This window comes from Rhizobium sp. RAF56 (assembly GCF_052113965.1).
GTDB lineage: Bacteria > Pseudomonadota > Alphaproteobacteria > Rhizobiales > Rhizobiaceae > Rhizobium.
Map to the genome: position 1 here is coordinate 65,081 of NZ_JBFRDU010000013.1, position 12,603 is coordinate 77,683.

Here is a 12,603-nt window from a genome sequence, read left to right on the forward strand (position 1 = left end):
TGGCATCTGCGGCGTTTTGGCGAATTTAAGATGTCTTCACTATGGTGCCTGGTCTATTGTCAGGCAAAAAGGCTATAGCGCATGCACTTGACCAAACGGGCGCGCCAAAAAGCGGCGGCGGGCAATCAACAGGAAACCGGTCGGCGCATCATGGCGACTGAAGACATCGATTTTTCCGGCATTCTCGATGTGGCGGCGCTGCGAGCGGAATGCGAAGGCCTGGTCACGGATCTTGGTGCCGGCTCGGACGAATTTCGCCGAGCGCTGCTTGCGGCCTTGAAAAAGGCGAGCAGCGACGGCCGCCAAAGAGCAAGAATTCTTCTTTCCGAAGACGGCAGCGGCCTGAATTGCGCCTACCGCATCTCCTGGCTCCAGGATCAGCTCATCACCGTGCTGCATGACATCGTCGTCGGCCACATGTACCCGGAGCAGAAGCACAAGTTCGCCATCACCGCGGTCGGAGGCTATGGCCGCGGCACGCTGGCGCCGGGCTCCGACATCGACCTGCTCTTCCTCTTCCTGCCGAGGCCGCAGGATGAGACGCATAAGGCGGTCGAGTTCATGCTTTACGTGCTCTGGGACATGGGCTTCAAGGTCGGCCACGCGACCCGAACGCTCGAAGAGTGCCTCCGGCTGGCAAAATCCGATTTCACCATCCGCACCGCGGTCCTCGAAACACGCTTCATATGCGGCTACCAGCCTCTCGCGCGCGATCTCGCCGCACGTTTCGACAAGGAAATCGTCACCGGCACAGGTCCCGAATTCATCGCCGCAAAGCTTGCCGAGCGCGACGAGCGCCACCGCAAGGCGGGTGACACGCGCTATCTGGTCGAGCCCAACGTCAAGGAAGGCAAGGGCGGGCTTCGCGACCTGCACACGCTCTTCTGGATCTCGAAGTATTATTACCATGTTCACGACACGGCCGATCTGGTCGGCGTCGGCGTGCTGTCAAAGCAGGAATACCGGCTCTTCCAGAAGGCGGAAGATTTCCTTTGGGCCGTGCGCTGCCATATGCATTTTCTGACCGGCAAGGCGGAGGAGCGGCTGTCCTTCGACATCCAGCGCGATATTGCCGAGGCGCTTGGTTATCACGCCCGGCCGGGCCTATCGGCGGTCGAGCGCTTCATGAAGCACTATTTCCTCGTGGCCAAGGACGTCGGCGATCTGACGCGCATTCTCTGCGCGGCGCTTGAGGATCAGCAGGCCAAGGCGACGCCCGGCTTCACGGCCGCCATCAGCCGCTTTGCCCACCGGCCGCGCCGCGTTTCGGGCACGCTCGAATTCGTCGACGACCGCGGCCGCATCGCGCTCAGCGATCCCGACGCGTTCAAGCGCGATCCCGTAAGTCTCATTCGTCTCTTCCATGTGGCGGATCTCAACGGCCTGGAGTTCCATCCCGATACGCTGAAGCGGGTTACCCGCTCGCTGTCGCTGATCGACAACGAGCTACGCGAGAACGAGGAGGCGAACCGTCTCTTCATGGCGATCCTGACCTCGAAACGCGACCCGGCTTTGATGCTGCGACGCATGAACGAGGCGGGCGTGCTTGGCCGCTTCATCCCGGAATTCGGCAAGATCGTCTCGATGATGCAGTTCAACATGTATCATCACTATACGGTCGACGAGCATCTGATCCGCTCCGTCGAGGTGTTGTCGGAGATCGACAAGGGTCATGCCGATGAGATCCACCCCCTTGTCAACAAGCTCATGCCGGGCATCGAGGATCGCGAGGCGCTTTACGTCGCCGTTCTCCTGCACGACATCGCCAAGGGACGGCAGGAGGATCATTCGATCGCCGGTGCAAAGGTGGCGCGAAAGCTTTGCCCGCGCTTCGGCCTAACGCCGAAGCAGACGGAGCTAGTCGTCTGGCTGGTCGAGCAGCATCTGCTCATGTCCATGGTCGCGCAGACCCGCGACCTGACCGACCGCAAGACGATCACCGATTTTGCCGACCGGGTGCAATCGCTGGATCGTCTGAAGATGCTTTTGGTGCTGACTGTCTGCGACACGCGCGCCGTCGGTCCGGGCGTCTGGAACGGCTGGAAGGGGCAGCTGATGCGGACGCTCTATTATGAGACCGAGCTGCTGCTGTCGGGCGGCTTTTCCGAGGTGTCGCGCAAGGAGCGGGCGCAGTTTGCGGCCGAGGCGCTCTTCAACGCGCTCTCCGACTGGAGCCAGAAGGACCGCAAGACCTATAGCAAGCTGCACTATCAGCCGTATCTGCTTTCGGTGCCGCTGGAGGACCAGATCCGCCACACGCGCTTCATCCGCCAGGCCGACAAGGCCGGCCAGGCGCTGAACACGATGGTGCGCACCGACAGTTTCCACGCCATCACGGAAATCACCGTGCTTTCTCCTGACCATCCGCGATTGCTGACGGTCATTGCCGGCGCTTGTGCCGCCGCCGGCGCCAACATCGCCGACGCCCAGATCTTCACGACGTCCGACGGCCGGGCGCTCGACACGATCCATATCAACCGCGAACTCCCGAACGACGAGGACGAGTTGCGCCGCGCCGCGACCATCGGCAAGATGATCGAGGATGTGCTTTCCGGCCGCAAGCGTCTGCCGGAAGTAATTGCGACCCGCAGCAAGAACCGTCGCAAGACGAAAGCTTTCGAGATCCCGCCGTCGGTGACGATGTCGAACAGCCTGTCGAACAAGTTCACCGTCATCGAGGTCGAGTGCCTGGACCGCACCGGTCTGCTGTCGGAGATCACGGCGGTGCTTTCCGATCTCTCGCTGGACATCCAGTCCGCACGCATCACAACCTTCGGCGAGAAAGTCATCGATACGTTCTACGTGACCGACCTCGTCGGACAGAAGATCACCAACGAAAACAAGCGAGCCAACATCGTCGCGCGGCTGCGCGTCGTGATGGCGGGTGAAGAGGACGAACTGCGCGAGCAAATGCCGAACGGCATGATCGCGCCGGCCTCCGCCAGCCAGCAGTCCGCTGAAAAGAAGGCCGATACCGCCGCATGAGTCTGGTCAGGAAATTCGCAACCGTCGGAGGCGCAACGCTTGGAAGCCGCATCTTCGGCTTTGCCCGCGAGACGCTGATGGCGGCAGCCCTCGGCACCGGGCCGATGGCTGACGTGTTCTATGCCGCTTTCCGGTTTCCGAACCTGTTTCGCCGGCTATTCGCCGAAGGAGCGTTCAACGCCGCCTTCGTGCCGCTGTTTGCCAAGGAGATCGAGGCGAACGGCATCGCAGGCGCCAAGCGCTTTTCCGAAGAGGTTTTCGGCGTTCTTTTTTCGGTGTTGTTTTTAATCACCATCGCCATGGAGTTGTCGATGCCGCTCCTGGTGCGCTGGGTCATCGCGCCGGGCTTTGCCAACGATCCGGAGAAATTCTCGATCACCGTGCGCATGGCGGCGGTGATGTTCCCCTATCTCATGTGCATGTCGCTGACGGCGATGATGAGCGGCATGCTGAACTCGCTGCACCATTTCTTTGCGGCGGCCGTCGCCCCGATCTTTCTCAATGTGATGATGATCGGCGCATTGTTCTATTCGCTGTGGACGGGTGCCGACGCCTATGCGACGGCCTGGTACATGTCCTGGGGCGTGCTCGCCGCCGGCATCCTGCAGCTTCTCGTCGTTTATGTCGGCGTTCTCCACGCCGGCATCAATATCGGGATCCGCATGCCGCGGTTCACCCCGAATGTGAAGCGGCTGCTTATTCTAGCAGTCCCGGCGGCCGTCACCGGCGGCATTACACAGATCAACCAGATGATCGGCCAGGCGATCGCCTCCAGCAAGGAAGGCGCGATCGCGGCACTCCAATATGCCGACCGCATCTACCAGCTGCCGCTCGGGGTCGTCGGCATCGCCGTCGGCGTTGTTCTTCTGCCGGAACTGGCGCGCGCGCTGAAGTCCGGGCATCTCAAGGAAGCCGGTAATCTGCAGAACCGCTCGATCGAGTTCGTGCTTTTCCTGACGCTGCCGGCGGCGGTAGCGCTCTGGATCCTTTGCGACGAGATCATCCGCGTTCTCTATGAGCGCGGCGCGTTTCACCAGGAAAATACCGCCCTTGTCGGCTCGATCCTTGCGATCTACGGCCTCGGCTTGCCGGCCTTCGTGCTGATCAAGGCGCTGCAGCCCGGTTTCTATGCGCGCGAGGACACGCGTACGCCGATGCGCTTTTCGGCGGTTGCCGTCGCCGTCAACTGCGCGATTGCGCTTAGTCTCTTCCCGTATTTTGGAGCGCGCGGCATTGCGACGGCCGAAACCTGTGCCGGTTGGCTAAGCACCGTGCTTTTGTTCACCACGCTGCTGCGGCGTGGCCATCTGACCTGGGAATGGGCGTTGGCACGCCGAGCCGTGCTGCTGATGGTCGCCTCGGCGATCATGGGGGCGGCCATCCTCTACCTGGCTCACCGGTGGGAGCCGTGGCTGGCCTCTGGCGTGTCGTTGCTCACCAAGGTCTCGACCTTGGGCTTGCTCATACTCATTTCCATGGCCGTGTATTTTACGGCCGCCTTCGTGATCGGCGGCGCGGACTTCGGCATGATCCGCCGCAACTTGAACCGCAAGCCGCCCGCATCCGCACCATCATCGGCATCCGCCGAGGCGATCAACGGCGAGGGGTGACGGCGCGAGGTGCAGAAGTTCCACCGCCGCTTCGGCCCGACGTCCACATGGACGATGCCGTTGCAATAGGTGCCGATCCCACCGATACCGGGTGCGTCGGCGGCGGCGGCGAGGATCGCATGATAGGAGACGCCCGGCATGCGGATATCGGCGGCCATGCAGCTGCGATGGAGCGATCCGCGGCGGCTGGCGTGCGGGCGATAGCCGGAGGTCACCAAGGGGCTGTGTTTCGTGCGCATGGCGATATAGGCAAGGACGCCACGCAGTCGCTCCGGAAAACAACTCGCGCCGACGCTTGCCGTTTGTAAGGCATAGGTAGCCGGCGTCACATCCCTTTGCGCGATGCTCGGCTTTTGGATTTTTGCCGGTTCGGCTTGGCTCGTGGTCGTGGAAAGGAACGCAAAGAGGCTCGCCAGCGCGAGAGAAAAGGCGCTTCGCATGACATTCCCCCAATGGTGACGTTGCACGCGGCTACAAAGCTGGGGAATTGAAATACTATTCTAAAAATGGCATTTATGTGTAAGCGAGTACTAATATATAGCTATACAGTGTCGTCAATTCGCATTACGACGCCATATTTTTCGCCGGAATAAGCAAATTTCATGTAGTTTTCTGTATACTTCCCTAGCGGAAGCTAGTGGACATGAGGCAATTTAAGCTTAAACTGATTTGTACTGGCGCGTGATGGGCTATCTGCGTGGTAAGCCCGTCATTCTTCTTCCGGTGCGGTTCATTTTGCCCGAGCGGAAATGATTCACTGCAGGCGCCGAAACGCTTCGACCCCATGGAGACCAGAATGGCTGTGCAGTCCCTTTTCCTCGTGACGCTCGTCGTCGACGACTACGATCGCGCGAAGAGTTTCTATTGTGGCGTTCTAGGCTTCGATTGCCTTGAGGATACGCTGCAACCGGAAGGCAAGCGCTGGCTCGTCGTCAAGCCGCGCGGCGGCGAGGGGGCTGGATTGCTGCTTGCGCTCGCAGTCGGGAAGGCTGAGACAGGCGCGATCGGGAACCAGACCGGCGGGCGCGTCGGGTTCTTCCTGAAGACCGACGATTTCGCGCGTGATTTCGCGGCGATGACCGCCAAGGGCGTGCGTTTTCTCGAAGCGCCCCGCCACGAGGCCTATGGCACTGTCGCGGTCTTTTCGGATCCCTACGGCAACAGCTGGGATCTCATTCAGCCAGCGGCCTGAAAAGCGCCTGCAAACCCCTTGATTGTAGGCGTTTGGCCATGCATAAGCCGCAGCGTTAGCTACATGGGCGAATATTGCGCCCTGGGGCCCTCCACCAGCCTATTGAGGACGACATGACTGCATTCAAGCCGCTCGTATTTTCCGGCGTTCAGCCGACCGGCAACCTCCATCTCGGCAACTATCTCGGCGCGATCCGCAAGTTCGTGGCGCTGCAGGAAAACAACGACTGCATCTATTGCGTCGTCGACCTGCATGCGCTGACGGCGCAGCTCGTCCACGAGGACATGCCGGGCCAGATCCGCTCGATCACCGCCGCCTTCATCGCCTCCGGCATCGACCCGAAAAAGCATATCGTCTTCAATCAGTCGGCGGTGCCGCAGCATGCGGAACTTGCCTGGATCTTCAATTGCGTCGCCCGCCTCGGCTGGATGAACCGCATGACGCAGTTCAAGGACAAGGCCGGCAAGGATCGCGAGCAGGCCTCCCTCGGCCTCTACGCCTACCCGAGCCTGATGGCGGCCGACATCCTTGTTTACCGCGCCACGCATGTGCCTGTTGGCGACGACCAGAAGCAGCATCTGGAGCTCGCGCGCGACATCGCCATGAAGTTCAACATGGACTACATGGAGCACATCCGCCGCAGCGGCTATGGCATCGACATCACGGTCGGCGACGAGCCCGTGCATGCCTATTTCCCGATGGTGGAACCGCTGATCGACGGCCCGGCGCCGCGCGTGATGTCGCTTCGCGACGGCACCAAGAAGATGTCGAAGTCCGACGCATCGGATCTGTCGCGCATCAATCTGATGGACGACGAGGAGGCGATCTCGAAGAAGATCCGCAAGGCCAAGACCGATCCCGAGGGCTTGCCGAGTGAAGTGGATGGCCTTGCCGGGCGCCCCGAGGCCGACAATCTCGTCGGCATCTATGCGGCACTTGCCGACAGGTCGAAGGCAGACGTGCTGCAGGAGTTCGGAGGACAGCAGTTCTCCGTCTTCAAGCCGGCGCTCGTCGATCTCGCCGTCCACGTGCTGTCCCCGATCACCAGCGAGATGCGCCGCCTGATGGACGATCCCGCCCATATCGACGCGGTTCTTCGCGACGGTAGCGAACGCGCGCGCGCCCGCGCCGAAGTGACGATGAAGGAAGTCCGCGACATCATCGGCTTCATCTACTGACGACGTCTTGCGAGCCCTTTAGCAGGGGCTTGCAAATCTCTCCGTTCCGGTGTCAGAGTTCGCCTCATGGTTTCACAGCGACTCTCCCGGCTCGAGGGCCATCGCCGCAAGTTCATGGCGGTGATCGATGGGACACCCGAATGTCAGCGCGCCGTCCATTACGCCGGCCGGCGCGCCAAGAATTCCAATGGCGGTCTTGTTCTTCTCTATGTGATCCCCGAAGGCGACTTCCAGCAATGGCTGGGGGTGGAGGAGATCATGCGTGCCGAGGCGCGCGAGGAAGCCGAGGCGACCGTTGCCAAGACGGCGCAGCTCGTGCGCGAAACGATCGGCATCGAGCCTGAGGTGGTGATCCGCGAAGGCGGCGTCGCCGAGCAGATCAATGCCGCGATCGAGGACGATCGGGACGTGGCGATCCTGGTACTTGCGGCCGGTTCCGCCAAGGAGGGACCGGGGCCGTTGGTTTCCTCGGTTGCCGGTCGAGGGGCTGCTTTTCCCATTCCGGTCACGGTGCTCCCCGATACGCTGACCAACGAGGAAATCGATGCGCTCTGCTGAGCAGTCGCTGAGCCCAGGCAAATTCTTGACTGTCAGTCTCTTGATTGGGGCAAGCAAAGCGCATATCTTCTTTTGAAGAATTCTAAAAATCCCATGGCTGAAGCGGACGAAGCGATCCCGCAGCCGTCCGCATGGAGATGCCGATGTTCATACAGACCGAAGCCACGCCGAACCCGGCAACGCTGAAATTCCTGCCGGGCAAGGTGGTGATGGAAAGCGGCACCGCCGATTTCCGCAGCGCCGATGAGGCCGACGTGTCTCCGCTTGCCGCGCGTCTCTTCGAGATTCCGGGCGTAACCGGCGTCTATTTCGGCTACGACTTCATCACGGTTTCCAAGGAAAGCCAGGAGTGGCAGCATCTTAAGCCGGTTATCCTCGGTTCGATCATGGAGCATTTCATGTCCGGCAAGCCGGTCATGGGGGCATCGTCCACCTCTTCGGAGGAGCTCGACGCCGGCGGCGAGTTTTTCGACGAGGGCGACGAAACGATCGTGCTGACCATCAAGGAACTGCTTGAAACCCGCGTCCGCCCGGCGGTCGCCCAGGATGGCGGCGACATCACCTTCCGCGGTTTTCGCGACGGCAAGGTCTATCTCAACATGAAGGGCTCCTGCGCCGGTTGCCCGTCGTCGACGGCGACGCTGAAACACGGCGTCCAGAATCTGCTTCGCCATTTCGTTCCGGAAGTTCAGGAGGTCGAAGCGGTCTGACGACGGTTCTTTCGGACGATTGCGGATGATTGTACTGGCGCTCGACACGGCAGGCGTGGACTGTGCAGTCGCTCTCTATGACAGCGACGGAGATTTGGTGTTGGCGGAAGTTACCGAGACGATCGGTAAGGGCCACGCCGAACGCCTGATGGCCGTTCTCGATCACGTGCTTGATACGGCAAAGCTGACGCTCGATCGGGTCGAGCGTATTGCCGTCACCGTCGGCCCCGGCTCGTTCACCGGCATTCGCGTCGGTGTTGCCGCCGCACGCGGTTTCGCTCTCTCGCTCGGCGTGCCCGTAGTCGGCGTTTCCACGCTCGAAGTGATGGCAGCCGCGGCGTTCCGGCAAGCCCCGGGTCGTGCTGTAATCGCGGCGATGGACGCCAAGCGCAACGAGGTCTATTTCCAGCCCTTCGACAAGCACGGCCATGCGGCCGGTGAGCCGCAGGCGCTGACGGTCGAAGATGCCAGAACGCTCGCCGCGGGTTTTGACGGAACCGTCGTCGGCTCCGCGGCCGGCCTCATCGGCCATCCGCCGACCGAACCCGTCGCCGACACCTTCCCGATTTCCATCGTCGCCCGTCTCGGGGCAAAAAAGCCTGCGGGCGACAAGCCGAAACCCCTTTATCTCCGCGGCCCCGACGTCAAACCGCAGGCCGGGTTCGCGGTTGCCCGGATGTGACCATGCTTGAATCCTACCTTACGCTGAAGCCCCAGTTCGAGATCATCGCGATGGAGCCGGAGGATTGCGTGGAGGTGGCGATGCTGCATCAGGGACGGTTCTCCCGGCCTTGGAACGACGGCGAGTTTCACAGTCTGCTGAGCCAGGAAACCGTTTTCGGCTTTGTTGCCCGCCAGTCTAACGCGCTTCTGAAGAAGCCGCTGCGGGGTTTCGTGCTCGCCCGCCACGTGGCCGGCGAGGCGGAAATCCTGACGATCGCCGTCAATGCCAAGCTTGGCCGGACCGGCCTCGGCTGGCGGCTCATGCAGGCGGCGATGCGCGAGGCGCGCGGGCGCGGCGGCGAAACCATCTTTCTGGAGGTCGACGGCGGCAACCGGCCGGCGCTTGGCCTCTATGCCAAGCTCGGCTTCGAGAAGGTGGGCGAACGCCAGGCATACTACGTGGATGAAAAGGGCGCGAAGTCGACGGCGCTTGTCATGCGGCGCGTTCTTCGCTAGTCCCTATCCCGAACGACAGCGCCGCGCGTCATTCACGACGTGCCGAGGACTTAAAGACCGCTTTCATGACGGATATTGCGAAATCGCTGGAGGAACTTTGTGCCGAGCGCGGCATGCGCATGACCGAGCAGCGCCGCACCATCGCGAAGATCATCCAGGAATCCGAGGATCACCCTGATGTCGAGGAGCTGCATCGCCGCGCCGTCGCCGTCGATCCGAAGATCTCGATCTCGACGGTCTATCGCACCGTCAAGCTGTTCGAGGACGCCGGCATCATCGCCCGCCACGATTTCCGCGACGGCCGCTCGCGCTACGAGACGATCCCGGAAGAACATCACGATCACCTGATCAACCTGAAGACAGGTCAGGTCATCGAGTTCCGCTCGCCTGAAATCGAGGCGCTGCAGGAGCGGATCGCCCGTGAACACGGCTTCAAGCTCGTCGACCATCGGCTCGAACTCTACGGCGTTCCCTTAAAGCAGGATGAGCGTTGAGGTGACGGCTGCGCGAGGGATGCGAACGTGATCTCCTGGCTGCGCCTCGGCTTGGCGGCGATCGCAATCGCGGCCGCAAGCCTTGTTCTCCTGCCGTTGCAGTTGCTCAGCCTACGTTTCGACTGGAAACTTCGCCGCTATCTGCCGCGCTACTGGCACCGCATCGTCTGTTATTGGCTCGGCATTCGCGTGCATGTCATCGGCGACATGGAGCGCCAGCGGCCGTTGATGCTGGCCGCGAACCATGCCTCCTGGATCGATATCCTGGTGCTCTCCTCGATCGCCGACGTTGCTTTCATCGCCAAGTCGGAAGTTCGCGACTGGCCGATCTTCGGCCATTTCGCCCGCATGCAGAAGAGCGTCTTCGTCAAGCGCGAAGAAAAGCGCAAGACGGGCCATCAGGTCAACGAGATCGCCGAGCGCATGGCCGGCGGCGAGATCATGGTGCTCTTTCCCGAAGGCACGACCTCGGATGGCAACCGTCTTCTCGAGGTGAAGTCCTCGCTTTTCGGCGCCGCCGCCATGGCGCTCGAACAGGCGCCCGGCGACGTCGTCCACGTCCAGCCGGTGGCGATCGCCTATACCCGCATCTACGGCACGGCGATGGGACGCTACCACCGCCCGATCGCGGCTTGGCCGGGCGATATCGAGCTCATCCCTCATTTGAAAGCGCTGCTTGCCTGCGGCGCTATCGATGTCGACATCTGTTTCGGCGAGGCGGTCGACTATCGCGCCGACAGCAACCGCAAGCACGTAAGCGCCACCGTCGCCGACCGCATCCGCACTATGCTTTCCGCAAGGCTGCGCGGTCGTGGCGATCCGTTGCCTCGAATTTCCGGCTAAGCCCGCCTGCGGTAACGCTCAAGAGCATGCTCGATCAGCATGCTAACCAGGGGGCCTCCGGCGATGCCGCTTGCAGCCATCGCCTTGGGATACATGCTGATGTTGGTGAAGCCGGGAAGCGTGTTGATCTCGTTGATCAAGAGGTCGCCGTTCGCCCGCAAGAAGAAATCGACGCGGGCCATGCCTTCACAGCCAAGTGCGCGAAATCCGCGCTCGGCCATGCGCCGGGCCTTCTCAGCGACGGCTGGTTCGAGATCGGCTGGGATCTTTACCAAGGCGCCGTCCGCGTCGGTATATTTGGCATCGTAGCTGTAAAAACCGTGGGAGGCGGCCGGAATGATTTCCCCCGGCGCGGAAACGGTGAGCACGCGGTTCTGATCTTCCAGGACCGCGCACTCGATCTCGCGAGCCTCGACGAAAGCCTCGATCAGAGCTTTGTCCCCGTATCTGAAGGCTTCGTCGAGAGCTTTGCGGAGCATGCTCACGTCGCTGACCTTGCTGACTCCGAAGGAGGAGCCCTGGCTGCATGGCTTGACGAAGAGAGGTGAGCCAAGGGTCTGCAAGATCGCGGACGCATCGATCTTGTCCTCCTTTTCGACCGTCACCGAAGGGGCAACCGAAATCCCGGCCTGGCGAAGCAGGCGCTTGGCGATATCCTTGTCCATCGCCGCCGCGGACGCCATGATGCCGCACCCGACATTGGGGATGTCGGCCACCTCGGCATAGCCTTGCACCGAGCCGTCCTCACCGAACGGGCCGTGAAGGACGGGAAAGAGCACGTCAACCGGCGAAAGCTCATTGAAAGAACCGTCTGGACGCTTTGCAAGCATGCGTCCCCGCCCGCCTGGAAGGAGTGCCACTTCAGTCTCGTGCGCGGAACCGAGTTCGGCTGAAACCGTGTCCGACAGCAGCCATTTGCCCTCACGTGTGACCTTGATGGGTACGACATCATAGCGGTTTTGGTCGATCGCTGAGATGACGTTCGTCGCGGACATGATGGAAACATCGTGCTCGGCCGAGCGGCCCCCGAAGAGTATTGCGACGCGTATTCGTGCAGACATTCACGACTCCAGATTAAAAGCCGATCGCGATGCCGCGATTGGCGAAGAAGCGATCAAAATCATTGACGGATAACGTCACGTTTTCCTGCGTTTCGCGCGTATGTCCCGATGGATTATGAAAGCGTACGGTTCCACGCGTTGCTGCCGTGACGAGTACCAGGTGCCCGCCTTTCGACGGAGGCTCGCGATCCGGCCAGCGGATGCCGCTGTTCACCGAAGCGATGAAGAACGGATGCCGCAAGAGCAGATCCGCAATGCCTGCCGTCGGCAGTTGCGTGATCACCTCTGCCTTGAGGCCGAAAGCCTCCCGGACATACTCGACGAAGGGTGCATAGATCAGGCCCTTGATCGAGCCGCCGTCTTGGCTGACCACATAGCCGCCATGGGCAGTGCAGGCTCGCGCCAGCTCCATCGTCGGATAGGCTCGGCCGCGGCTCGCGAGGATCATCTTGAGACAGGCGATGCCGCAAATATTGTTCGCCCAAAGCGCATATTCTTCGACGGTCGTCGCGCCCGAGGATGCCCACAGCGGATCACGCAGCAGCGCCGTCGGACCCTCCGCGAGAACCGGCAAAGTCATTTCCGGAGTTTCCCACTGGGAAAAGTAGGGGGTGGATTGGGCAGGCGAATCCATGGCGTCCTTAGCGAGAATGGAAAGCCGCATCCGATCGGCGGGCGTCGAACTGAAGAGGCCTTGGAATTGCGGCCAAAGCTCGGCGCCGCCGCTTCCATCAGCTGGTAAATACATGAAAATGCGCGCCAATAGGCAAGACTTTGCCGTGCGGCGTCCTCC

General features: G+C 61.5%; 12 protein-coding genes and 1 pseudogene. 10 read left to right on the top strand and 3 right to left on the bottom strand.

Annotated elements, in window-relative coordinates; translation table 11 throughout:
* Window positions 1-81: 81 nt before the first annotated feature.
* Complete coding sequence (locus AB4048_RS13125) at window positions 82-2,985, top strand: [protein-PII] uridylyltransferase (protein WP_442202405.1); 2,904 nt, start codon at window positions 82-84, stop codon at window positions 2,983-2,985.
* Entirely contained in the window at window positions 2,982-4,595 is a 1,614-nt protein-coding gene (gene murJ / locus AB4048_RS13130) for a murein biosynthesis integral membrane protein MurJ (protein WP_442202406.1), read from the top strand. The genes AB4048_RS13125 and murJ overlap by 4 nt, the downstream gene beginning before the upstream one ends.
* Before the next feature lie 11 nt (window positions 4,596-4,606).
* On the opposite strand, the pseudogene AB4048_RS13135 reads toward murJ, so the two are convergent.
* Window positions 4,607-5,035 (bottom strand): annotated as a pseudogene (locus tag AB4048_RS13135) (DUF882 domain-containing protein); the annotation flags it as partial.
* Window positions 5,036-5,391: 356 nt separating this feature from the next.
* Here AB4048_RS13135 and AB4048_RS13140 point away from each other — a divergent pair.
* The 8 genes from AB4048_RS13140 to AB4048_RS13175 all read left to right on the top strand — a co-directional run bounded on the left by AB4048_RS13140 (window position 5,392) and on the right by AB4048_RS13175 (window position 10,749).
* Window positions 5,392-5,787 (top strand): VOC family protein, encoded by a 396-nt coding sequence (locus AB4048_RS13140; RefSeq protein ID WP_442202407.1) that lies wholly within the window; start codon window positions 5,392-5,394, stop codon window positions 5,785-5,787.
* Between the two features lie 113 nt (window positions 5,788-5,900).
* Window positions 5,901-6,965 carry a tryptophan--tRNA ligase gene (gene trpS / locus AB4048_RS13145; RefSeq protein ID WP_442202408.1) on the top strand — a complete coding sequence of 355 codons (1,065 nt, stop codon included), beginning with the start codon at window positions 5,901-5,903 and terminating at the stop codon, window positions 6,963-6,965.
* A 66-nt stretch (window positions 6,966-7,031) separates the two neighbouring features.
* Window positions 7,032-7,523, top strand: a complete 492-nt coding sequence (locus AB4048_RS13150) for a universal stress protein (RefSeq protein WP_442202409.1) — start codon at window positions 7,032-7,034, stop codon at window positions 7,521-7,523.
* Window positions 7,524-7,666: 143 nt separating this feature from the next.
* On the top strand, window positions 7,667-8,233 hold the full coding sequence (locus AB4048_RS13155) for a NifU family protein (protein ID WP_442202410.1): 567 nt from the start codon (window positions 7,667-7,669) through the stop codon (window positions 8,231-8,233).
* Between the two features lie 25 nt (window positions 8,234-8,258).
* Window positions 8,259-8,915, top strand: coding sequence for a tRNA (adenosine(37)-N6)-threonylcarbamoyltransferase complex dimerization subunit type 1 TsaB (tsaB, locus tag AB4048_RS13160; RefSeq protein ID WP_442202411.1), 657 nt, complete (start codon window positions 8,259-8,261; stop codon window positions 8,913-8,915).
* A 2-nt stretch (window positions 8,916-8,917) separates the two neighbouring features.
* Entirely contained in the window at window positions 8,918-9,412 is a 495-nt protein-coding gene (locus AB4048_RS13165) for a GNAT family N-acetyltransferase (RefSeq protein WP_442202412.1), read from the top strand.
* 65 nt (window positions 9,413-9,477) lie between these two features.
* A complete protein-coding gene (locus AB4048_RS13170) occupies window positions 9,478-9,906 on the top strand; it encodes a Fur family transcriptional regulator (RefSeq protein ID WP_442202413.1) in 429 nt (142 codons plus the stop codon).
* 27 nt (window positions 9,907-9,933) lie between these two features.
* The gene (locus tag AB4048_RS13175) at window positions 9,934-10,749 is read left to right on the top strand and encodes a lysophospholipid acyltransferase family protein (protein WP_442202414.1); all 816 of its coding nucleotides are present in this window, start codon (window positions 9,934-9,936) and stop codon (window positions 10,747-10,749) included.
* On the opposite strand, the gene AB4048_RS13180 is transcribed toward AB4048_RS13175, so the two are convergent.
* Window positions 10,746-11,810: a D-alanine--D-alanine ligase family protein gene (locus tag AB4048_RS13180; protein ID WP_442202415.1), complete on the bottom strand. Its 1,065-nt coding sequence runs from the start codon at window positions 11,808-11,810 to the stop codon at window positions 10,746-10,748. The genes AB4048_RS13175 and AB4048_RS13180 overlap by 4 nt on opposite strands.
* A 13-nt stretch (window positions 11,811-11,823) precedes the next feature.
* Entirely contained in the window at window positions 11,824-12,444 is a 621-nt protein-coding gene (locus AB4048_RS13185; protein WP_442202501.1) for a C39 family peptidase, read from the bottom strand.
* Window positions 12,445-12,603: the final 159 nt, after the last annotated feature.